Raw genomic sequence first — 21,870 nt, forward strand, 5'->3', positions numbered from 1 at the left:
CTCGGCATCGACGGCGGCAACTCCCGCTTCACCGAGGACTTCAAGCACGACGCGCTGCTGAAGCCCAAGGGCATCCACTACATCGAGGCGGGCGGCTCCGGGGACGCGGGATCTGTGGACGCCGGCGCTGGGGACGCGGGCTCCGCGGAGGAGGCCGCGGAGGAGGAGACGGCGCCAGGAGAAGGGGAGTCGGACGAGACCGGATCGGGAGGAGAGGAGTCGGAGGACTCGGGACCGGGAGAAGGGGAGTCGGAGGACACCGGATCGGACGAGGCGGAGTCGGGTGCGATCGGCTCCGGCACGGCGATCGGCGCGGCGGCGGCGCCCGTGCCGACGATCCGGCCGGCCTCGATCCGCACGGTGTGCGCGGCCAGCGCCTCCGGGACGTCGTCGAAGACGGCCGCGGTGATCAGGACCTGCTCGTAGTCGGCGACCACCGAGGCGAGGCGCTCGCGCCGGCGCGCGTCCAGCTCGGCGAAGACGTCGTCGAGCATCAGCACCGGATCGCCCATGGGGGAGTCGCGCCGGAGCAGCTCCGCGGCGCCCAGCTTCAGCGCCAGCGCGAACGACCAGCTCTCGCCGTGGCTGGCGTAGCCCTTGGCCGGCAGCGCGTTCAGCTCGAACTGCACGTCGTCGCGGTGCGGGCCGACGAGGGAGACGCCCCGGTCGAGCTCGCGGCGGCGCACCCCGGCCAGCGCGGACGCGAACGCCTCCGCCAGTCCCTCGCCCGCCGCCGGTGACGCGGCGCCCGCCTGCTCCACGGGCTCGCCGTCGTCGTCGACCGCGCCCTCGATGCTCAGGCGGGAGCGGAGCACCGGACGCTGGTCGGCACCGGCGACCGCCTCGTACGCGGCGCGCACCGGTCCGCTCAGCTCCTCCACCAGGGTGAGGCGCGACTGCATGATCTCGGTCCCGAGCGCGATCAGGCGCTCGTCCCAGATGTCGAGGGTCCCGAGCTTCGAGGGGTCGCGGACGCCGCTCGCCCGTGCGGACTTGAGCAGCGAGTTGCGCTGACGCAGCACCCGCTCGTAGTCGGCCTGGACGGCGCTCATCCGCGGGGAGCGGAGGATCACCAGCTGGTCGAGGAAGCGGCGGCGGGCCGACGGGTCGCCGCGGATGAGGAGGAGGTCCTCCGGCGCGAAGAGGACGCTGGAGAAGAAGCGGGGGAGCTCGCGCGGCTTGATCCCGCCGCGGTTGATCTGCGCGCGGTTGGGGGAGGAGCGGTTGATCTGCACCTCGGCCAGCAGGTCGCGCTCGCCGTTGCGGAGGCGGGCGCGCACCACGGCGCTGTCCCGGCCGGCACGGATGAGCGCCTGGTCGCTCGACACGCGGTGCGAGCCCAGGGTGGAGAGGTAGCCGAGCGATTCGACGAGGTTCGTCTTGCCCTGGCCGTTGCGGCCGACGAAGAGGTTCGGTCCGGGCACGAGCTCGACGTCGACCGACTCGTAGTTCCGGAAGTCGCTGAGCGCCAGCTGCGTCACCTGCACGTCGCGCTCCTCTCCTCCACCCGTCGTCGCGGGCCTTCCCTGCACCCCTGCGGGCTCCTCGCCCGTCTCGATCGGTCCGGTCCGGCCGCCCCGGCGCCTGCGGTCCGCTCTCCCCGTGCCGGCCAGGCCTGCGCCCCCGGTCTCGACACACCCCTGCGGGCTACTCGACCGGCACGGCGGCGGAACCGTCCGGGACGCGGATCCCGATACGCCCCTCCGGGGCCACTACGCGCTCACCATGATCGGCGGCGCCCCGTCCCCGCCCGTGAAGGCGGCCGAAGGCTCGCCGCCCGACGTCGGTAGCGAGGTGGAGGCGGCCGGAGGCCCGCCGCCCCCGTGAGAGCATCCCTGCCTCACGGGGGCGGTGGGCCGCAGTCCGCCGTCCGTCACCGGCTCTACGGAACGCGCCCCCCTCGGGAAGCCGACCGCCGTGAGGACTGCCGGAGGCAGTCCTCACCAGCCGACTCAGTCGACGGCCTTGACGGAATGCCCGCCGAACTGGTTGCGGAGCGCTGCGACGGCCTTCATCGCGGGAGAGTCCTCCTGGCGGGAGACGAAGCGGGCGAAGATCGAGGCACTGATCGTGGGCACCGGGACGGCGTTGTTGATGGCCTCCTCGATGGTCCAGCGGCCCTCGCCCGAGTCCTGCACGTAGCCCTCGATGTTCTTGAAGTCCGGGTCCTGCTCGAGGGCGCGGACGAGGAGCTCGAGCAGCCAGGAGCGCACGACCGTGCCGCGCTGCCATGCCTTGAAGGTGCCGGTGACGTCCTTGATGATGTCGCTGCGGGTCTCGAGGAGCTCGTAGCCCTCGGCGAACGCCTGCATGAGGGCGTACTCGATGCCGTTGTGGACCATCTTCGCGTAGTGGCCGGCGCCGACCTCGCCGACGTGGACGAAGCCCTCCTCACGGGGGCCCTCCGGGCGCAGCGCGTCGAAGACGGGCATGGCGTACTCGACGAGCTCCTTCGGGCCGCCGACCATCAGGCCGTAGCCGTTCTGGAGTCCCCAGACGCCGCCGGAGACGCCCGCGTCGATGTAGTGGATGCCCTTGGGCTTCAGCAGCGCGTCGTGCTTGAAGTCCTCGGTGAAGCGGGAGTTGCCGCCGTCGATGACGAGGTCGCCCTCGCTGAGCTTCTCCGACAGGTCCTTGACGACCGCGTCGGTGATCTCGCCGGCCGGCACCATCACCCAGACGATGCGGGGCGAGGGGAGTGCGGCGATCATCTCGTCGAGAGAGGCCGCGTCCGAGACGTCGGGGTTGCGGTCGTAGCCGGTGACCTCGAGCCCCTTGGAGCGGAGGCGGGAGCGCATGTTGTCGCCCATCTTGCCGAGGCCGACGAGTCCGATGTGCATGGTGAACCTTCCTGGATTCGTTGTCCGGCGGGCGGGCGCTCGTCGGGAGCGGGGCGGTCGCGGCTCTGCGATCCGGGGAGTGGTCAGCGCAGCAGCAGGTTGGGCTGGAGCAGGTAGCGGTAGCTGTCACTGCCGGGCTGCTCCCGCGAGGTCTGCGCGGTGATCAGGACGGGGCCGGGCTTGTTGGGGTTCTCGGTCTTCGTGAACGCGATGCGCACGAACTCCGAGTGGACGGCGGCGAGGCCGTCGAGCAGGAACTGCGGCTTGAGCGAGACGACCACGTCGTCGCCGGTCACGATCGCGTCGATGCTCTCGGACGCCTGCGCCTGCTCCGAGCCGATGGCCTCGAGGGTGAGGCCGTCGCTGCTGAAGCTGAAGCGGAGGGCCGCCTCTCGCTCGAGGACGAGCGAGACACGGCGGGTGGCCTCGATGAGGTCACTGGTCGACATGACCGCGTAGTTCTCGACGGAGGCGGGGAAGAGGCGCTTCACGGGCGGGAAGTTGCCCTTGATCAGCAGCGAGGTGACGGTCTTGCGGTCCGCGGTGAAGGCGATCAGCTCGCGCTCGTCGCGGTTGGTGATCGCGACGGAGACGGTGCCGGAGTGGCCGAAGGTCTTGCCGACCTCCTGCAGCGTGCGCGCGGGCACGAGGGCGGTGAGCGGCTGGGTGGGCGCGGGGTTGTCCCCGTTGTCCCAGTCGATCTCGCGGACGGCGACGCGGTAGCGGTCCGTCGCGACGAGGCCGATCGTGTTCTCGGTGATCTCGAGCTGCACGCCGGTGATGACGGGGGTCACGTCGTCGCGGGAGGCGGCGACCGCCACCTGCGAGACGGCGGCCGCGAAGGCGTCGGCCGGGACGAGGCCGGTGGAGGCGTCGATCTCGGGGATGCTCGGGTACTCCTCCACGGGCATCTGCAGGAGCGTGAAGTGCGCCGAGCCGGCCGAGACCGAGACGCGCGACTCCTCCGTGGCGATGCGCACGGGAGCGTTGGGGAGGCGGTTCGCGATGTCGGCGAGCAGACGGCCCGAGACGAGCACGGTCCCCGTCTCCTCCACGTCGGCCGCGATCTGCGTCTGCGCGGACACCTCGTAGTCGAAGGAGGACAGCGTCAGACCCTCGGCGGTCGCCTCGATGAGGACTCCGGAGAGGATCGGCAGGGTCGTGCGCTGCGGAAGCAGCTTGACCGCGAAGGACACCGCCTCGCTGAAGACATCGCGGTTGGCTTGGAACCTCACGAGTACACCCCTGACGAGTCGCGGACGAAGACCGTCGCCCATCGTACCCGCCGGGCTCGACGAGCTCGGAAGGGGGTGGACCGCCGAGCACTCCCGAGCCGCTGTGGAGAGGTTGCCGGTCGAGGCTTCATTAAAGAGAGAACTGCGTTAACAGTGTTAACACGTGTGGAAACTGTGGAAAACGCTTCGGACCCCTACTCCTGGGTGGGATCGGAGGGACCCGCCCCTGTGGAGGGAGTGTGAGCGGGCCCGTGGACGCCCTGTGGAGCGATCCGAGCCGACCGGTCCTCCTCCACAGGCGGGCTCTTCCGGCGCACAGCCCCGAGGCGGTTGTCCACAGTTATCCACAGGTTCCTCACACTGTGGAAATCGGCCCTCCCAGGCGCGCGAGGCGGCGTGTCCGAGGCGCGCGAGGCGGGTCGGAGGAGTCCGTCGACGACTTCTCCGGTCACGACGGAGACCGTCGAACGCGACTCGCGCCCGTCCGAGCGGCGCGGAAGACGATGTGCGCTCCCACTCCCCTGCGTTGCTCTCCAAGCCGTCGCACGGCGGATCGACACCGTCCGATCGCGCGCCGGCCGCTCAGCCGCTCACCCGGACCCCCTGAGCACGTCCGGTCCATGCTGCTCGAGTAGCCGCGGCGCGGCGTATCGAGACGTTCGCCGGCGCCTCCACCCGATCTCGACGCGCGCCGACACCGTCGCCCTGCTGCTCGCGCCGCGAACCCCGTCGCCTCCGCCTCCCCGCACGCGAGGAGGATGGGAGCGACTACTCGGCCACGGGGCACGGACGCCGATGGACCCCGGGGCACGCCACCCGGGACAGGCGGTCCCGGGGACCGTACGACTGCCGGCTAGCGGTTCGTCTTGATGCGGGTGGTCAGCTCGGTGACCTGGTTGTAGATGCTGCGGCGCTCCTTCATGAGCTCCGAGATCTTCTTGTTCGCGTACATGACCGTGGTGTGGTCGCGGTTCCCGAACAGCTGGCCGATCTTGGGCAGCGAGAGGTTCGTCAGCTCGCGGCACAGGTACATGGCGATCTGGCGCGCGGTGGCGACGGCCTGCGAGCGCGACGAGCCGTAGAGGTCGTCGACCGTGAGCTTGAAGTAGTCCGCGGTGTGGTTGATGATGTCGACCGGCGAGATGACGTTGTCCTCGTCGAGCGTGATCAGGTCCTTGAGCACGGTCTGCACGAGCGACATGTCGACCGGCGTCCGGTTCAGGCTCGCGAACGCGGTGACGCGGATGAGCGTCCCCTCGAGCTCGCGGATGTTGCTCGACACCTTCGACGCCATGAACTCGAGGATGTCGTCGGGCACGAGCAGCTTCTCGCTGACCGCCTTCTTGCGGAGGATCGCGATGCGGGTCTCGAGGTCGGGAGCCTGCACATCGGTGATGAGGCCCCACTCGAAGCGCGAGCGCATCCGGTCCTCGAAGCCCGTCAGGGCCTTCGGCGGCAGATCGGACGTGATCACGACCTGCTTGTTGTGGTCGTGCAGCTGGTTGAAGGTGTGGAAGAACGCCTCCTGCGTCTCCGCCTTCCCCTGCAGGAACTGGATGTCGTCGATCAGGAGGATGTCGACGTTGCGGTAGCGGCCGTGGAAGGCGTTGCCCCGGTTGTTCGCGATCGAGTTGATGAAGTCGTTCGTGAACTCCTCGCTCGAGACGTACCGCACGCGGATCCCCGGGTAGAGGCTCATCGCGTAGTGGCCGATGGCGTGGAGGAGGTGCGTCTTGCCGAGCCCGGAGTCGCCGTAGACGAAGAGCGGGTTGTAGGCCTTGGCGGGAGCCTCGGCGACGGCGACGGCCGCGGCGTGCGCGAACCGGTTGGAGCCTCCGATGACGAAGTTGTCGAAGCTGTACTTCGGGTTCAGGCGGGTGTCGGTCGCCGGCACGGTCCGCAGCTCCTCGACCCCGCGGGTCGGCGCGACCGTCGCCGAGGAGGCGGTGATCGGCTCGAACGGGTTCATCGACTCCTGCGACGACGGGGAGCTGAGGGGCTCGTGCTCGATGTCGGGGTTCACCACGAAGGCGAACGTCGTGACGCCGAAGGAGTCGTCGAGCGTCCCGATCGCGCTGAGCAGGGGCACGCGCACGCGCTGCTCGAGCATCCCGCGGGTGAACTCGTTCGGGACCTCCAGGTAGAAGGTGCCCGCCATGATGCCCTTGGGCTCCACGAGCGAGACGAACCCGTAGAGGGGAGCGGTGATCCGCTCGTCCTGGGACAGTGCGCCGAGGATCACGTTCCACGCGTCGACCATCGACGTGTCGTCTGCCATCTGTCTCCGGTCCTGGGTGCTGTCGCTGTGAAGTCGCTGCGGGATCGCCGTCTCCGCCGGACCCGTCACCGCCCGCTGCAGGGGCGTCGCGGACCGGGCGCGGAGCCGGGTCTCGAGTGCCGCTCTCTCCACAGGGTTGTCCACCGGCCTCGAGCGATGCCTGTGCGGGCGCGGGAGGACGCGGATCCCACCTGTGGATAACTGCGGCTCAACACCGTAACGAACGGAGCCGACGGGAGACAAATCCACCACAGCGACACCCGCGTGTCAATGCGCGGAACCCCGTGTCCCGTGTGCATGATCGAGGTTTCGCGCCGTCCACATTTGACCGGTGGCGGAAGAGGCCGTAGTTTAAGTCAGTTGACGCCTGCCCGGTGTCGTCCGTGCGGCCCTCGCAGGCCGGGCGGATTCCGCAGCCGGGCACCCCTTCTTCCCGGAGGATCCGAGTCTCCGCCCGAGCGGGTGGTGCCGGTTCGCGCCGCGGAACACGTACGTGGAGATCTGATTATGAGCAAGCGAACCTTCCAGCCGAACAACCGTCGTCGCGCCAAGGTGCACGGCTTCCGTCTGCGCATGCGCACCCGTGCCGGCCGCGGCATCCTCAGCGCGCGCCGCGCCAAGGGGCGCACCGAGCTCTCCGCCTAGCAGCGAGCGGTACCGACCAGCGGTGCTGGCCAGAGCCAATCGCATCGTCCACGGAGGCGAGTACCGGACAGTCGTCCGTCGCGGTGTGCGGTCCACAGGACCGCACACCGTCACGTATGTCCGCCGGTCCTCCGCGGGCGATCCGGCGCGGTTCGGGTTCATCGTCGCCAAGACGGTCGGCACCGCGGTGACGCGCAACACCGTCCGCCGCCGGCTCAAGGCCGTGGCGTTCGAGCTCGTCCCCGAGATCGACCCCGGCACCCAGGTCGTCGTCCGCGCGCTGCCCGGCAGCGCCGACGCCCCCTGGTCGGAGCTGCGCTCCGAGGTGTGGTCCGCGATGGCGCGAGCCGCGCGGAAGAGCGGGGCGTCCTCGTGACCGCCGTGCTCCCCCGCCGCGAGGCGCCGTTCGCCCGGCTCGGGTGGGCGATCCTCCTACTGCCGCGGAACATCGGCGTCCTGCTCCTGATCGTCTACCGGGCGGTCGTGTCCCCTCTCTACGGGGACGTCTGCCGTTACTACCCCTCGTGCTCCGCGTACGCGCTGCAGGCGGTCCAGCTCCACGGGCTCGTCCTCGGCTCCGTCCTCGCGGCCCGCCGTCTGCTCCGCTGCCACCCGTGGGCGGCCGGCGGCATCGACGACGTCCCGACCTCGATCCCCCTGCACCGACCGGCTTCCGGCCGGACCCGCTTCGCCGTGACGCGAGCCGGGTTCGTCGTGGGCCCTCGAAAGGACTGACCCCACTCCATGGACCTCCTCGGCACGATCCTCTGGCCCCTCAAGTGGGTGGTCGAGCTGCTCCTCGTCGCCTTCCACCAGCTGCTGACCTTCACCGGCATGGAGGCGGCCGCGGGAATCACCTGGGTCCTCTCGATCGTCGGCCTGGTCATCGTCATCCGCGCCGCGCTCATCCCGATCTTCGTCAAGCAGATCAAGAGCCAGCGCCGGATGCTCGAGGTCGCACCCCAGCTCAAGAAGATCCAGGACAAGTACAAGGGCAAGCGCGACCAGCTGTCCCGCGAGGCGATGTCCCGCGAGACCATGGAGCTCTACAAGAAGACGGGCACCAACCCGCTCGCCTCCTGCCTGCCCCTGCTGATCCAGATGCCGATCTTCTTCAGCCTGTTCTCGGTGCTGAACGCGGCTCAGCACAGCCAGAAGGGCGTGGGCCCGCTCGACGAGACGCTCGCCCGCCAGTTCGGCGAGGCGAACCTCTTCGGCGTCGCACCGCTGCACCAGTCGATCCAGGGCGCACTCGCCGAGGGCGGCCAGGAGCCGGTCATCATCATCGCGGTGATCATGGTCGTCCTGATGACCGCGTCGCAGTTCATCACGCAGCTGCAGATCGTGTCGAAGAACATGTCGCCCGAGGCGAAGGCCTCGCCGACGTTCAAGCAGCAGCGGATCCTGCTCTACATCCTCCCCCTCGTCTTCGCCTTCTCGGGCTTCGCCTTCCCCCTCGGCGTCATGTTCTACTGGCTGACCTCGAACATCTGGACGATGATCCAGCAGTTCATCGTCATCCGGAACATGCCGACCCCGGGCAGCGAGGCCGCCAAGGCCCGCGAGGAGCGCCTGCGCCGCAAGGGCAAGCTGGTCGAGGAGACCACGGCCGCCGGCGACGTCACCCTCGTCGAGAAGAAGGCCGTGCAGCGCACGCAGCCCGTGAGCAAGAACCGCTCCAAGAAGCAAGCCGGAAAGAAGTAGAGCCGCCATGACCGATCCGATGCAGACCATCACCGACGACGCGTCCGCACCCGTGGACGTGGACGCGTCCGCCGTCGACGAGGCGCCCGAGTCCACGCTCTCGCAGCTCGAGGACGAGGGCGACGTCGCCGCCGACTACATCGAGGAGTTCCTCGACATCTGCGATCTCGACGGCGACATCGACATCGAGGTCCGCAACGGCCGCGCCTACCTCTCGGTCACCGCCTCCGGCGACACGAACCTCCGGGTGCTCTCCCGCCCCGACGCCGTCCAGGCACTGCAGGAGCTGACGCGCCTGGCGGTCCAGACGAAGACCGGCGCGTTCTCCCGCCTCATCCTCGACATCGGCGGCTCCCGCGACGCCCGCGAGGCTGAGCTCGCCCAGCTGGTCGACCGCGCGATCGAGCGGATCGAGGACGGCGTCACGTCGGCCTCGCTCCCGCCCATGTCGTCGTACGAGCGCAAGCTGGTCCACGACATGGTGGGCGAGCGCGGCTTCGTGTCGGAGTCGCGCGGCGAGGCGCGCGAGCGCCACACCGTCATCACCCGCGGCTGAACGGCGTGGAGTCGACCCTCGAGGCCGAGCCCGCAGCCGCTGCGGCGATCGCCGGCGACCGCCTGCCCCACCTGCGGCGGTTCACGGAGGCTCTCGCCGACCAGGGTGAGGAGCGCGGCCTGATCGGGCCCTTGGAGCTCCCCCGTCTCTGGACGCGGCACGTGCTCAACAGCGCCCTGGTGGCCCCTCTCCTGCGTCCGGGACTGGTGGGTGATGTCGGCAGTGGCGCGGGCCTTCCCGGGCTCGTCCTGGCCATCGTGCGGCCGGACGTCCGCTTCGTGCTCATCGAGCCGATGGAGCGTCGCGTCGTCTGGCTTCAGGAGCAGGTGGACGGACTCGGGCTCGAGAATGTCTCAGTTCTTCGAGCCCGTGCTGAAGAGGCGGAGCTCGCGGAGCCTCTCGACCAGGTGACCGCTCGGGCGGTCAGCGCCCTCTCGAAGCTGATCCCGCTGACCGCGCCGCTGCTGCGGCCCGGAGGCGAGCTGGTCCTGCTGAAGGGCATCAACGCCGAGAAGGAGATCGAGGCGGCGGCCAAGCAGATCCGTCGTTTCCGGCTCTCCCCGCCCGAGGTCGTCGTGCTCGGCGACGGCGTGCTCTCCGAGGTGACGAGGGTCGTCCGGGCTACAGTGGGTTGATCGCCACGACGCCGCAGTGAGCCCCCGACTCCTCGTCCGTCGACTCCTCGGTGCTGATGTCCATCCCACTCGCTGAGCGAAGGTTTCACGTGAAACAAACCGATTCCGCCGGTCTGACCGGAGGCTTCGATTCCTCGACTCCCCTGGCCCGGGAGATCGCGGACATGACCCGTCGGCGCGCACTGCTGAACGCCCAGCCGCTGCCCAAGCCCGAGTCGACGCGCGTCATCACGATCTCGAACCAGAAGGGCGGCGTCGGCAAGACGACGACGACCGTCAACCTCGCCGCCGGGCTCGCCCGCGGTGAGGCGAAGGTGCTCGTCATCGACCTCGATCCGCAGGGCAACGCGTCGACGGCCCTGGGCATCGAGCACCGCGCCGAGACGGCCAGCGTGTACGACGTGATCGTCAACGACACTCCCCTCGCGGACGTCGTGCAGAAGAGCCCGGAGTTCGCCTCGCTCTACGGTGTGCCGGCGACCATCCACCTGGCCGGCGCCGAGATCGAGCTGGTCTCGCTCGTCGCACGCGAGCAGCGTCTCCGCCGTGCGCTCGACCGCATGCTCGACACCATGGACGAGCCGTTCGACTACGTCTTCATCGACTGCCCGCCGTCGCTCGGGCTGCTGACGATCAACGCGTTCGTCGCCGCTCGCGAGGTGCTCATCCCGATCCAGTGCGAGTACTACGCCCTCGAGGGGCTCAGCCAGCTGCTCAAGAACATCGACCTGATCGAGCGGCACCTCAATCCGAACCTCGGTGTCTCGACGATCCTCCTGACCATGTACGACGGCCGCACGAACCTCTCCCAGCAGGTGGCAGCGGATGTGCGAGAGCACTTCCCGAAGGAGGTGCTGCGCGCGGTGATCCCGCGCAACGTGAGGATCTCGGAGGCGCCGAGCTATGGACAGAGCGTGATCAGCTACGACCCGCAGTCGTCCGGTTCGCTGGCGTATCTGGAGGCGGCCGCGGAGATCGCACGACGCGGAGCCCGGAAGACACCCGAGACGGCACACGAAGGAGAGGCACGCTGATGGCGACCAAGCGCACGGGACTCGGCCGGGGGATCGGCTCGCTCATCCCGACCAGCGACGAGTCGCGCTCCCGGCCTGTCGACGTCTTCTTCCCTGATCAGGTCGGCGATTCGGCCCGTGCCGAGGAGCTCCTCGAGGTCCCCGGAGCGCGCTTGGCGCGACTCCCCCTGGCCGACATCACCCCCAACACGGCGCAGCCGCGGTCGGTGTTCGACGAGGACGACCTCGCGGAACTCGTCCACAGCATTCGCGAGTTCGGAGTGCTGCAGCCGATCGTCGTCCGGCCCGTGACGGCTCGCGGCGGAGCGAAGTACGAGCTCGTCATGGGTGAGCGCCGGTTCCGCGCCTCGAAGGCCGCGGGACTGACAACCATCCCCGCGGTCGTCAAGGACACGGCCGATGAGAACATGCTCCGCGACGCGCTGCTCGAGAACCTGCACCGCGCCGACCTCAACCCGCTCGAGGAGGCGTCCGCCTACCAGCAGCTCCTCAGCGACTTCGGGATCACCCAGGAGGCCTTGGCGTCGCGGCTCGGACGGTCTCGGCCGCAGATCTCGAACACGCTCCGTCTCCTGCGGCTCCCGGCCGATGTGCAGGCCCGCGTCGCTGCCGGCGTCCTGACCGCAGGACACGCGCGTGCGGTTCTGTCCCTCGACGACGTCGAGATGATGCGCCGCCTGGCCGACAAGATCGTCAATGAGGACCTGTCCGTCCGCGCCGCCGAGGCTGCTGCCGCGCAGATGAAGGCGCCGCGGACGACCACGCGTCCCGTGGTGGAGGAGCAGGGCGGGCACTCCGGACACCTCTCGTCGATCGCGGATCACCTCGGCGACCGGTTGAACACGCGCGTCAAGGTCACTCTGGGCGCTCGCAAGGGCCAGATGGTCATCGACTTCGCTACCATCCAGGACTTGAACCGCATCCTCGCCGAGATCGGGGAGCCGACCGAGGTGTCGCTCGCTCCGTAGAGGGCCGGCCTAGCGGCCGCTGCTGATCAACCGTGGGGTGGCGAGGGCGCGCTCTCGCTGTGGTCTCCGCAGTAATCGCCGATGAGGCGGTATCTGCTCCCCTCGTCGGCATCACGATCACAGAGATCAGCACGCTTGAGGTGACCTACGAGCTGCCGTGCGAGCTCGGCACTCTCGGTCGTCGCCATTTCTCTGATTGATAGGCCCTTATGACCGGTACAGCCTGATGAGGTGGCCCCAGGATCTGCGAGGCCCTGCTGACTCCGGGCCTGGTCGCGAATACGGCGGTCATCATCGATCCACGATGATACGTCGGGTATCAGGGTAGTGATCTCTGGATAGAGCCACTCCTGGTGCGCCTAAGGTGGTCGAGTAGGCGCGGAGCGCCGGATCTAGAATCGGCGGAGTTCAGACATCGTCGGCCTCCGGGGTTCGAGTCGCGTTCGGTAGCTCGCTGGCGAGCGCAGGACGGGCGCCTGGACGGGTCGTACTCGCTGGCGCTCTCCGCTGCAAAGGGCGACGTCATCGTCGCCGATAGTCGCGTGCGCAATGTTTCACGTGAAACAGTCCTCGGTTGATAGCTGCCATGAGGACCCCTTGGCTGACCGTGCAGCCCATGTCGCTCAGGAGGAGCGCTTCCTAGGCCTCCAGGCATTGGCCGGCGGGCGGCAAGTAAGACGAAATGCTGTATCCCTCCATCTCCAGGATCGGCGCGGATGTGATGAGTGGGTTCGCCGATGTTTGACGGAGGACTCCGTCGCCGGTCGCCCCCAGAGGGCACTGAAAGAGACGATGGAAGGGCCGTTTCACGTGAAACGGTGCGCTCTAGGGCTGCCTAGACAGTAAAGAGCTACGAACTTGTCAGGTCAGTCAGGAGGCCCTCGTCGGCTTGACTCGCTCTAAAGGGCGCGACTTTTCCGATCAAAGTTGCTTAACGGCTGCGGGAGCGTTTCACGTGAAACGCCCCTGCCGAGCACCTTGGAAGCCCGTGCGGTTCACGTGGGACGGACTTCGACCGCAGTGCTCAGAAGAGATCGCTCGCCCGGCCAACAAAACTCAGACACCACCCCCCCCGAGGCGGAGTTGAGGTCGGAGAACCAAGCGAGAGGGGTCCCTTCGGGCCGGTCTCGATACGTCGCGTTGTGGCTACTCGACCAGCATGGCGACGGGTGCCGGCGTCGATCAGCGTCGATAGAACAGGTCGTCTCCCAGAGATGGCGCGGGTGGCGATTGTGGTGAGCCTCGATTCGACGCACTACTGCTCTTCGCCGGAATGTCTGCGGATATAAGGAAACGATTGGCGTGGACATCTTGCTCCAGGCAATGCCTCACCTGGTGCCCACCGAGGGTGTCCGGGTCGATACGCAGCACTGTGGTTCCTCGACCAGCCTGACGACGAGGACCAGTTGCCGATGGAAGCCCATGGGCCAGGTCGATTCCTGGTGGGTTCAGCGCGGCGAGGGGTTCTCACCACGCCGATCTACGGATACTCGACCGGCGCGGCGATGGATGTCTGGCGTTGTGGGAGTCGAGACGTGGCCTCGGGTTCTTCCCCCGAGTCGGCACTACTGGTCTGCTGATCAAGACCAAGACACGTTGTTGGGCGGCTACTCGACCCCTGTCATAGGAGAAGGAGGCGATCGCGGGTCTCGATATACCGCGATCCGGCTACTCGTCTGGCAGGGTTTCGCGCACTTGTTCACAACGCCGCAGCCTCGCGACAAGGAGCGTGCGCGCAGCGGACCGTTTCACGTGAAACGGCATGGAGTCAGGAGGCGGCGAGCTTCGCGAGAGTGGAGTAGACGTCGCCGAGGTAGCGGCCGGACGCCTCGATAGCCTGGGGAACGAGCGAGGTCTCGGTCATTCCGGGAAGGACGTTCGCGTCGAAGAACCAGGGGAGTCCGGCGTCGTCGATGATGAAGTCGAGCCGCGACAGATGGCGGAGTCCCAGCAGCTCGTGGATCGCAACGGCCACGCGGGACACCTCCTCCGTGATCTCCGGCGAGATCCGGGCCGGCGTGTAGAAGTGCGTCTCCCCCGCGTTGTAGCGCGCCTCGAAGGTGTACTGGCCCGCGACCGGGGCGATCTCGACGGGCGGCAGTGCGAAAGCTCCGTCACCGAGGTCGAGAACACCGACGGAGACCTCGGTCCCCTGGATCTGCTGCTCGATGAGCACGACGTCGCCGTAGGTGTACGCCTCCACCATCGCTCGCGGGAGCTGCGACGACTCCGTCACGATGCTGACACCCTGGGCCGAACCGCCCTGGGCGGGCTTCACCACGAGGGAGCCCGGCAGGTGCGCCTCGACCTGCTCCAGGATCCCGGCTGCTCCGAGCTCGCGGAACGTCTCGCGGGGGAGGGTGACGGAGCGCGGGGTCGAGAAGCCGGCGCGAGCGACGAGCGTCTTCGCGGTGGGCTTGAACCAGGCCAAGCGCGCCGCGTCCGTCTGCGAGCCGACGTAGGCGAAGCCCGCCGCTTCGAGGAGCCCGAGGAGCGCACCGTCCTCACCGCTCGCCCCGTGCACCGCGGGCCAGACGACGTCGGGACGCTTCTGCAGGAGCGTCGAGAGGAGGCCGGCGTCCGGTTCGTGCAGGGAGACGCGGTGGCCCATCGCGGAGAGACGATCCGCCACGCGACGGCCCGACCGCAGGGAGACGTCGCGCTCGTGGCTGATGCCACCGCTGATGACGACGATGTCGAGAGTACGGTCGAGCACAGAGAAATCGGTCATGACCAGGGCTTTCTTATCGAAGGAGCGGTGTCAGGAGACGTTCGGCGGCAGGACGGCGTCGCGCTTGCTCGCGTCGGCGCTGGTCAGCCGGCCCGTGCCCGCGAAGGTCGACAGCAGATCGAGCTCTCCGTTGATGACCGTGGCGAGGCGGCGGATGCCGTCGCCGATGCGCTCCGGCGTCGGGTAGCAGAACGAGAGGCGGATGTTCTGACGTCCGTCTCCGTTGCCGTAGAACGCAGTGCCCGGCGTGTACGCGACGAGCTCCTTCACCGCGCGCGGCAGCATCGCCTTGGAGTCGAGCTCCTCGGGCAGCGTGACCCAGACGTAGAAGCCGCCGTTCGGGTTCGTCCAGCTGAGGCCGGGCAGATGAGTCTGCAGGCCCTTCAGCATCGCTTCCTTCCGCTCGCGGTAGACGCCCCGGAAGGTGTCGATCTGTCCGCGCCAGTCGGCCGTCTCGAGGTACTTCGAGATGACCAGCTGGCTGAAGGACGACGGGCTGAGGACGGCCGCCTCGTTGGCGAGGATCAGCCGCTCGCGGATCGCGTGCGGAGCGAGAGCCCAGCCCACCCGGAAGCCGGGAGCGAGCGTCTTCGAGAACGTGCCGAGATAGATCACTCCGTCCTCCTCCAGCGAGCGCATCGCCTTCGGCGGGACGTCCTCGAAGTAGAGGAGGCCGTACGGGTTGTCCTCGAGCACGAGGATCCCCTCGGACTTGCAGATCTCGAGGATCTCGACGCGGCGCTCCCAGCTGAGGGTCACGCCCGCGGGGTTGTGGAAGGTGGGGATCGTGTACAGGAACTTGATCGTCTTGCCGGCGGCGCGGACGCGGGCGATGTGCTCGCGGAGGGCGGCGGGGATGAGCCCGTGCTCGTCCATCGGGACGTGCTCGACCTCGGCCTGGTACGACCGGAAGATGACCATCGCCGTGACGTAGCTGGGGCCCTCGGAGAGGACGACGTCCCCCGGGTCCAGGAAGAGCTTGGAGACGAGCTCCAGGGCGTGCTGAGAGCCCGTGGTGACCACGATGTCGTCCGCGCTGGCGGAGATGCCCTCGAGGGCCATGACGTCGAGGATCTGCTCGCGCAGGACGGGGACGCCCTGGCCCGACCCGTACTGCAGCGCGACGGGCCCCTGCTCCCGCATCACCGTCTCGATGGCGCCGGTCACCAGGTCCTGGGGGAGCGCGGACACGAACGGCATGCCGCCGGCGAGCGAGACCACTTCGGGGCGTGACGCGACGGCGAACAGGGCTCGGACCTCGCTGGCGGCCAGACCGGCCGTGCGCTCCGCGTAGGAGTTGTACCAGGGGTCGAGGTTGGTGCCGCGGTTGGTCACGATGGTTCCGCTTCGCTCGGTGGACAGTGTCTCTCCGGCCGGAGCCGGGTGGATCCACAGTACCGGCCGGTCCTGTGCTGCGGCGGGGCGGTCGGGCGCCACCGCAGGGATCGTGGCCTGCGCCCCAGCGGGTCTGTTTCACGTGAAACAGCCCCGGGAACGAGGAGAGCCCCCGTCACGACGTGACAGGGGCTCTCGGAGACCGCAGAGGGCGGTCAGGGGTGCGAACTCAGAGGAACGCGGCCAGGTCGGCCTCGAGGGCCGGCTTCGGCTTGGCGCCGATGACGGTCTTCACGACCTCGCCCTTCTGGTACACCTTCATCGCCGGGATCGACGTGATCTGGTACTTCGCGGCGGTCTGCGGGTTCTCGTCGACGTTCAGCTTGACGATCTCGATCTTGTCGCCGTGCTCGGCCGAGATCTGGTCGAGGATCGGCGCGACCATGCGGCAGGGGCCGCACCACTCGGCCCAGAAGTCGACCAGGACGGTCTTCTCGGAATCGAGGACGTCGGACTGGAACGATGCGTCGGTGACGCTCTTCGCGGTGGACATGGTGTTCTCTCCTTCACGAGTCGGCGGGCTGCCGGCTCCGATGTGCGATGACCGGACGGTCAGCGGGTGATGAGCTCGGCCCGGGGTGAGCCTTCGGTGTGGGCGGTGCCATCGGCGAGCGAAGCGAGGTAGTGCTCCGCGTCGAGGGCGGCGACCGTTCCGGATGCCGCGGCGGTGACGGCCTGACGGTAGGTCGGGTCGATCACGTCGCCGGCGGCGAAGACGCCGGGAACGGAGGTCTGGGAGGAGCGGCCGACCACCGAGATGGTGCCCTCGGTGGTGAGGTCGAGCTTGCCGTGCACGACGTGCGTGCGCGGATCGTTGCCGATCGCGATGAACAGGCCGTCGAGGTCGAGGTGGGACTCGGTGCCGTCGACCGTGTCGCGCAGCTTCACGCCGTCGACGTGGTTCTCGCCGGTGATGCCGGTGACCTCGGCGTTCCAGATGAACTCGATCCTCTCGTTGTCGAAGGCGCGCTTCTGCATGACCTTCGAGGCGCGGAGCGAGTCCTTGCGGTGGATCACGTAGACCTTCGCGGCGTGCTTGGTGAGGAAGGTCGCCTCCTCCATGGCGGAGTCGCCACCGCCGACGACGGCGATGGTCTTGCCCTTGAAGAAGAAGCCGTCGCAGGTGGCACACCACGAGACACCGTGTCCCGACAGGCGGTCCTCGTCGTGGAGGCCCAGCTTGCGGTACGCGGATCCGGTCGCGACGACGACGGTCTTCGCCTCGATGCTCTCGCCGGAGCCGAGGTGGACGGTCTTGACCTCGCCCTCGAGATCGAGGGAGGTGACGTCGTCGTAGAAGGTCTCGGCGCCGAACTTCTCGGCCTGCGCCTGCATCGAGGTCATCAGCTCGGGGCCGAGGACGCCGTCGGGGAAGCCGGGGAAGTTCTCGACGTCCGTCGTGTTCATCAGGTCGCCGCCGATCTCGACCGACGAGGCCACGACCACCGGGTGCAGCTCGGCGCGCGCCGCGTAGATGGCGGCGGTCCAGCCGGCGGGGCCGGATCCGATGATGACGATGTCGCGCACGGCAACTCCTCGGGGTCTGTACGAGCGGTGACGGGTGGGGCGGGAGCCGAGCACCCGGAGCCGGTCGCTCGAATCGTTCCGCGGCTCCGTGGGCTACAACACATCCTAGGCGGGCACTATTCCGCGGGCCCGGGAGCGTGGGCAGCGCTACGGTCCGGTCGACTCAGCAGAACCGGAAAGAGCCTCTGACCGGGCTTTTGCCGGAGCCGCATCAGCGGCCCAGTCGGCGGAGCACCGGAGCCAGGACGGCGCGCAGCTCCGGCACCCGGAGGAACCAGAGGACCGCGAAGTAGACGAGCGCCATCACGGTGCCGATCGCGGCCATCGAGAGCAGCGGCTCCACGTAGTTCGAGACGGCGAAACCGCCCGCGCGCGTGCCGCCGAGGGCGACCAGGACGCCGTAGCCGGCGGCGGCCGAGGGCAGCGCGGCGAGGACGAACTGCGCGAGCCTGACGAGGATCCGCCTGCCTCCGCGGCCGCCGAGCCGGCGGCGCAGGAGGAGGGCCGCCACGAGGGCCTGCACGCAGATGCCGACCGAGGTCGCAGCGGCGATGCCGACGGCGGTGCGGTCGGCGGGGAGCCGGAGCACGATCAGGTACCCGGCGACCGCCACGACGACCTGCACCAGGGTGAACAGGAACGGCCGCGCTCCGTCGCTCAGGGCATAGAACGCGCGCTGCATGATGGCGATCGAGGAGAACAGCGGCAGGGCGATCACGTAGGCCACGGCGATCGCTCCGATGGCCTGCGCGTCCGCGAACGAGTCGGTGAAGACGGAGCCGAACGGCACCGCGACCACGACGATCGCGGCGGCGGCGAAGACGAGCATCATCAGCACCAGGCGGAGCGAGGTGGAGACGTCCGAGCGGAACTCCTTCATCTCCCCCCGCGCGGTGTGCCCGCTCATCTTGGTGAAGTACGCCATGGCGATCGAGATCGCGATGACCGAGTGGGGCAGCATGAAGATCAGCCACGCCTTCTGCAGCGCCGCGGCCGAGGGCCCCTCGCCGGACGCGGTGGAGGAGACCTGGCTCTCGACGATGCCGGCGACGATGGTCAGCATCACCGTGGCGAAGGACCACAGCGACATCCGCCCGGCCGTGCCGAGGCCGACGCCCCGGAAGCGGAAGTCGGGGCGGTAGCTGAGGCCGACCCTCCGCCAGAAGAGCATCAGGAACAGCGACTGGACGACGATGCCCAGCGTCGCGCTCCCGCCGAGAAGGGTGACCATCGCCGGGGACCACGAGTCGACCGGACGGTTCCCCTCCGGATCGGCGCCGAACAGCACCATGAAGGCGACGAGCCCGGCGATCACCACGACGTTGTTCAGCACGGGCGCCCAGGTGAAGGGGCCGAACGAGCCGCGGGCGTTGAGCACTTCGCCGAGGATCGTGAACAGGCCGTAGAAGAAGACCTGCGGCAGGCACCAGAACGCGAAGGCGACGGCCAGCTGGTACTGCTCCGGTCCGTAGCCGGGCGCGTAGAGGCGCACGAGCAGGGGAGCGAGGACCGTGGCGGCGATCGTGGTCACCAGGAGCAGGCCGAGCGCCAGGGTCAGCAGGCGGTTGATGTAGCCGCGGCCGCCGTCGGCGTCGAGGCCCGCCCGCACGATCTGCGGGACGAGGACGGCGTTCAGAGCGCCGCCCGCGATGATCGAGTAGATCGTGTTGGGAAGCAGGTTCGCCGTCGTGAAGGCGTCCGCGCCCGGCGCGACCGCGGCTCCGATCGTGTTCGCCATGACGATCGACATGACGAAGCCGAGGATCCGCGAGACCATCGTGCCGGAGGCGAGGACGGCGCTCGCGCGTCCGAGGGAGAAGCTAGCCACGCGGGTCCGATCGCTGGTCGTCGAGATCGGGCTGGACCTCGAGCACGGCGTTCGGGTCCTCCTCGTCCTCAGGGGTGTCGCCTCGACGGCGACGGCGGATATTGCGGAGGATGCCGGCTCCGAAGACGACGACGAGCGCGATCCCGATGACCAGGGTGCCGACGGTCTCCCAGTCGGCGCGGACGCTGGTCGTCATGCCCGTGGGGGTGCCGATGGGGACGCCCTGCGCCGAGGTCAGCTGCAGGCCGAGGCTCGTCTCGCCGTTGCCGACTCGGGCCTTCACGGGGATGAGGACGCGGCCCTGCGAGCGGGCGTCGATCTCGGTGGTCTCGATCGCCTCCTCGTCGATGTCGAGGACGGCGTTCGAGGTCGAGGCCTGGATGCGGACGGCGATCGGCCAGGGGAGCTCGTTGCGGACGTACACGGGGATGCTCGAGTCGCGGGAGACCTGCAGGATGCTGCCGGTCGCGTCGATCGACACCAGCGAGAGCGTCCGGTCGGCCTCGGTCATGGCCGCGCCGACGGCGTCGCCCCAGCCGCTGCCGTCTCCGCGCCAGGTCACGGAGAGCAGCGCCAGCACGTCGTTGCGGCTCTTGCCCGAGAGCAGCTCCGGTTCCTGCAGCACGGAGGAGAACGCCTCGACCTCGGAGCCGGCGTCGAGCACGTCGCGCACCCGGTCGAGCCGCGACTCCGACTCCGGCGAGTCGACGACGCTCGCGCCCTCGGTCGCGGGGACGGCGAGGGCGGTGGAGAGGGCGACTCCGCGGGCCCAGGGCAGCGACTCGATCGCGTCGAGGGTCTCGGAGAGGCGCGCGGCGCCGATCGCCGAGCCGCGGCCGAGGGTGAGCACGACGTCCGGCGCGGTCCCCTCCTCCTGCACCTCGGCGAGATCGGTCGCGATCTCGGACATGCGGGCGCGCCACTCGGTGTCGTCGGTGGCGGTGGCGGCCGCGTCGAACGCCTCGGTGAGGCGCGAGTCGGCCACGACCAGGTCCGAGTCGCCGACGGTGGCGCGCGAGGTGGTGGTCACCTCCTCCGGCAGCAGGAGACCGGAGGAGGGGACGACCGTGCGGTTCACTCCGCTGGCCGCGTAGACGTCGAGGTCCGACCCCCGGAGGGTGCCCTCGTCGGGCCACGCGACGCTGCCGAGGGAGGTGCTCCAGTCGGAGGCGAGCAGCGACTCGGTGCTCGGACGCGCCGGCAGGTCCTCGGCCGGCTGGTCGGAGTCGACGGCGACCGTGGGCGCCGGGCTGGCGGTGCCGGGGACCGCGGCGAAGCGGGTGTCGTCGATCGCGTACTCGAAGGAGGTGGGAGAGAGGAGCGCGGAGAGCCCGGCCTGCGCCTGGGCCGAGACGTCGGCGTCGGCGTACGGCAGGGCGAAGCGCTCGTTCGGCACGGACTGCAGCCGGTCGAGCCAGTCGAGGGCGGACTCCGGAGCGGCGCTGCCGAGAATGCGGATCGAGGCGAGGATGCGCGGGTCGACCCCGATCGTGACGCCCTTCCCCGCGACCGCGTCGAGCTGCCGGGTGAGGGTCCCCGTGCCGTCGGTGTAGTCGGCGAGGGCCTCGGCCGAGAGCAGGCCGTCGGCCGTGTCCGGGACGGTGAGCGGGACGAGGACGCTGACGCCGGTCTCTCGCTCCGGGGCCGCCGCGTCGTCGGTCAGCTCGACGGCGGTGCGAGCGGTCGAGACGACACCACCCGGACCGGTGACCGTGACGAGGACGGCGTGGGTGCCGAGCGCGGTCCGGTCGTTGGAGAAGGGGATCTGGTCGACCGGCACGGTGAGGCCGGCCTCGGCGGTGCTGGAGGGCAGCAGGCGCAGCTGGGCGGTCGCACGGACCGGGTCGGTGTCGTTGTCGGCCTCGGCGTCGAGCCAGTCGTGCAGCTCCGCGCGGGTGTCGAGGGTGGCGTAGGAGAGGGCGACCGTCACGTCGGCGCTGTCGATCGCCTCGGTGGTGCCGTTGCGCACGGCGATCGAGAGCTCGAGGTCCTGGCCGGGCCGCAGGACGCCGTCACTGCCGGCCCCGGCGGTCGTGGTGACTGTGCCGGGAGCGGGCGTCGAGGTCGCCGTCGCGGCGGTGACCGGGGCCGCGAGGGCGGGGGAGGCCACGCCGGTCAGGCCGAGCGCGAGAGCGGCAGCACCTGCCGAGCGGAGCAGGAGGAGGGCCGCCCGCGAGCGGCGGGAGCGGAGGGAGGGGTCGCGCCGATGCATCGGACTCACTCGGCCTCCATGCGGGTGATTCTACGGGCAGCCCTCCTCGGGGCAGGCGGTGCGTCCGCTGTGCACGCGGTTCTCCCTGTAACCCCCTGGCACGGTCACCCGCTGACGGGACACCCCCCGCCACTAGGATCGTGCGAATGCACAGCGTCCAGACCGCTCTCGAGACCCTCCGCGCGCTCGCGGGGACGCCCACGGTGACGCGGCTGGCGGAGGCCTTCGCGGCCCAGGGCCACGAGCTCGCGCTGGTCGGCGGCCCGGTCCGCGACGCCTTCC

Annotated in this window: 17 protein-coding genes and 1 pseudogene; 8 read left to right on the top strand and 10 right to left on the bottom strand. The window is 69.3% G+C overall.

The window, feature by feature from the left end; genetic code table 11:
- Nucleotides 1–326: 326 nt before the first annotated feature.
- From recF to dnaA, 4 genes and pseudogenes are all read right to left on the bottom strand, one after another.
- A pseudogene (recF, locus tag C5C27_RS10470) lies at nt 327–1,487 on the bottom strand (DNA replication/repair protein RecF); the annotation flags it as partial.
- Nucleotides 1,488–1,952: 465 nt separating this feature from the next.
- A complete protein-coding gene (gene gnd / locus C5C27_RS10475) occupies nt 1,953–2,840 on the bottom strand; it encodes a phosphogluconate dehydrogenase (NAD(+)-dependent, decarboxylating) (protein ID WP_104222677.1) in 888 nt (295 codons plus the stop codon).
- 83 nt (nt 2,841–2,923) lie between these two features.
- Entirely contained in the window at nt 2,924–4,075 is a 1,152-nt protein-coding gene (dnaN, locus tag C5C27_RS10480; protein ID WP_104232992.1) for a DNA polymerase III subunit beta, read from the bottom strand.
- Nucleotides 4,076–4,928: 853 nt separating this feature from the next.
- Nucleotides 4,929–6,353 carry a chromosomal replication initiator protein DnaA gene (dnaA, locus tag C5C27_RS10485; protein WP_104225789.1) on the bottom strand — a complete coding sequence of 475 codons (1,425 nt, stop codon included), beginning with the start codon at nt 6,351–6,353 and terminating at the stop codon, nt 4,929–4,931.
- Nucleotides 6,354–6,860: 507 nt separating this feature from the next.
- Here dnaA and rpmH point away from each other — a divergent pair.
- From rpmH to C5C27_RS10525, 8 genes are all read left to right on the top strand, one after another.
- A complete protein-coding gene (gene rpmH, locus C5C27_RS10490) occupies nt 6,861–6,998 on the top strand; it encodes a 50S ribosomal protein L34 (protein WP_055784512.1) in 138 nt (45 codons plus the stop codon).
- A gap of 22 nt (nt 6,999–7,020) precedes the next feature.
- Entirely contained in the window at nt 7,021–7,374 is a 354-nt protein-coding gene (gene rnpA / locus C5C27_RS10495; protein ID WP_104222680.1) for a ribonuclease P protein component, read from the top strand.
- A 5-nt stretch (nt 7,375–7,379) separates the two neighbouring features.
- Entirely contained in the window at nt 7,380–7,733 is a 354-nt protein-coding gene (gene yidD, locus C5C27_RS10500) for a membrane protein insertion efficiency factor YidD (RefSeq protein WP_244230695.1), read from the top strand.
- Between the two features lie 9 nt (nt 7,734–7,742).
- Nucleotides 7,743–8,702, top strand: a complete 960-nt coding sequence (gene yidC / locus C5C27_RS10505; protein ID WP_104222681.1) for a membrane protein insertase YidC — start codon at nt 7,743–7,745, stop codon at nt 8,700–8,702.
- Between the two features lie 7 nt (nt 8,703–8,709).
- A complete protein-coding gene (locus tag C5C27_RS10510) occupies nt 8,710–9,258 on the top strand; it encodes a R3H domain-containing nucleic acid-binding protein (protein WP_258066623.1) in 549 nt (182 codons plus the stop codon).
- Between the two features lie 5 nt (nt 9,259–9,263).
- Nucleotides 9,264–9,893, top strand: coding sequence for a 16S rRNA (guanine(527)-N(7))-methyltransferase RsmG (gene rsmG, locus C5C27_RS10515; RefSeq protein WP_181133504.1), 630 nt, complete (start codon nt 9,264–9,266; stop codon nt 9,891–9,893).
- A 164-nt stretch (nt 9,894–10,057) separates the two neighbouring features.
- Nucleotides 10,058–10,927, top strand: coding sequence for a ParA family protein (locus C5C27_RS10520; protein WP_104247021.1), 870 nt, complete (start codon nt 10,058–10,060; stop codon nt 10,925–10,927).
- A complete protein-coding gene (locus tag C5C27_RS10525; RefSeq protein ID WP_104314348.1) occupies nt 10,927–11,895 on the top strand; it encodes a ParB/RepB/Spo0J family partition protein in 969 nt (322 codons plus the stop codon). The genes C5C27_RS10520 and C5C27_RS10525 overlap by 1 nt, the downstream gene beginning before the upstream one ends.
- Before the next feature lie 1,768 nt (nt 11,896–13,663).
- On the opposite strand, the gene C5C27_RS10530 is transcribed toward C5C27_RS10525, so the two are convergent.
- From C5C27_RS10530 to C5C27_RS10555, 6 genes are all read right to left on the bottom strand, one after another.
- Complete coding sequence (locus C5C27_RS10530) at nt 13,664–14,626, bottom strand: ATP-grasp domain-containing protein (RefSeq protein ID WP_104237763.1); 963 nt, start codon at nt 14,624–14,626, stop codon at nt 13,664–13,666.
- A 30-nt stretch (nt 14,627–14,656) separates the two neighbouring features.
- Entirely contained in the window at nt 14,657–15,961 is a 1,305-nt protein-coding gene (locus C5C27_RS10535; RefSeq protein ID WP_104237762.1) for a PLP-dependent aminotransferase family protein, read from the bottom strand.
- A 229-nt stretch (nt 15,962–16,190) separates the two neighbouring features.
- On the bottom strand, nt 16,191–16,514 hold the full coding sequence (gene trxA / locus C5C27_RS10540) for a thioredoxin (RefSeq protein WP_104222687.1): 324 nt from the start codon (nt 16,512–16,514) through the stop codon (nt 16,191–16,193).
- A 59-nt stretch (nt 16,515–16,573) separates the two neighbouring features.
- Nucleotides 16,574–17,548 (bottom strand): thioredoxin-disulfide reductase, encoded by a 975-nt coding sequence (trxB, locus tag C5C27_RS10545; protein ID WP_104225794.1) that lies wholly within the window; start codon nt 17,546–17,548, stop codon nt 16,574–16,576.
- A 211-nt stretch (nt 17,549–17,759) separates the two neighbouring features.
- Nucleotides 17,760–19,376 carry a murein biosynthesis integral membrane protein MurJ gene (gene murJ / locus C5C27_RS10550; protein WP_258066628.1) on the bottom strand — a complete coding sequence of 539 codons (1,617 nt, stop codon included), beginning with the start codon at nt 19,374–19,376 and terminating at the stop codon, nt 17,760–17,762.
- The gene (locus C5C27_RS10555) at nt 19,369–21,588 is read right to left on the bottom strand and encodes a DUF6049 family protein (protein ID WP_104314349.1); all 2,220 of its coding nucleotides are present in this window, start codon (nt 21,586–21,588) and stop codon (nt 19,369–19,371) included. The genes murJ and C5C27_RS10555 overlap by 8 nt, the downstream gene beginning before the upstream one ends.
- Between the last annotated feature and the right edge of the window lie 282 nt (nt 21,589–21,870).

Origin of the sequence: Rathayibacter sp. AY2B7 (genome assembly GCF_002931635.1) — a bacterium.
Lineage (GTDB): Bacteria > Actinomycetota > Actinomycetes > Actinomycetales > Microbacteriaceae > Rathayibacter.

Excerpts from the sequence above, each read along its gene's own strand:
- C5C27_RS10525 (WP_104314348.1), top strand. The coding sequence starts at position 10,927 with ATGGCGACCAAGCGCACGGGACTCGGCCGGGGGATCGGCTCGCTCATC.
- rpmH (WP_055784512.1), top strand. The coding sequence starts at position 6,861 with ATGAGCAAGCGAACCTTCCAGCCGAACAACCGTCGTCGCGCCAAGGTG.
- yidC (WP_104222681.1), top strand. The coding sequence starts at position 7,743 with ATGGACCTCCTCGGCACGATCCTCTGGCCCCTCAAGTGGGTGGTCGAG.
- trxA (WP_104222687.1), bottom strand. The coding sequence starts at position 16,514 with ATGTCCACCGCGAAGAGCGTCACCGACGCATCGTTCCAGTCCGACGTC.
- dnaA (WP_104225789.1), bottom strand. The coding sequence starts at position 6,353 with ATGGCAGACGACACGTCGATGGTCGACGCGTGGAACGTGATCCTCGGC.
- C5C27_RS10555 (WP_104314349.1), bottom strand. The coding sequence starts at position 21,588 with ATGCATCGGCGCGACCCCTCCCTCCGCTCCCGCCGCTCGCGGGCGGCC.
- gnd (WP_104222677.1), bottom strand. The coding sequence starts at position 2,840 with ATGCACATCGGACTCGTCGGCCTCGGCAAGATGGGCGACAACATGCGC.
- C5C27_RS10510 (WP_258066623.1), top strand. The coding sequence starts at position 8,710 with ATGACCGATCCGATGCAGACCATCACCGACGACGCGTCCGCACCCGTG.
- C5C27_RS10530 (WP_104237763.1), bottom strand. The coding sequence starts at position 14,626 with ATGACCGATTTCTCTGTGCTCGACCGTACTCTCGACATCGTCGTCATC.
- C5C27_RS10520 (WP_104247021.1), top strand. The coding sequence starts at position 10,058 with ATGACCCGTCGGCGCGCACTGCTGAACGCCCAGCCGCTGCCCAAGCCC.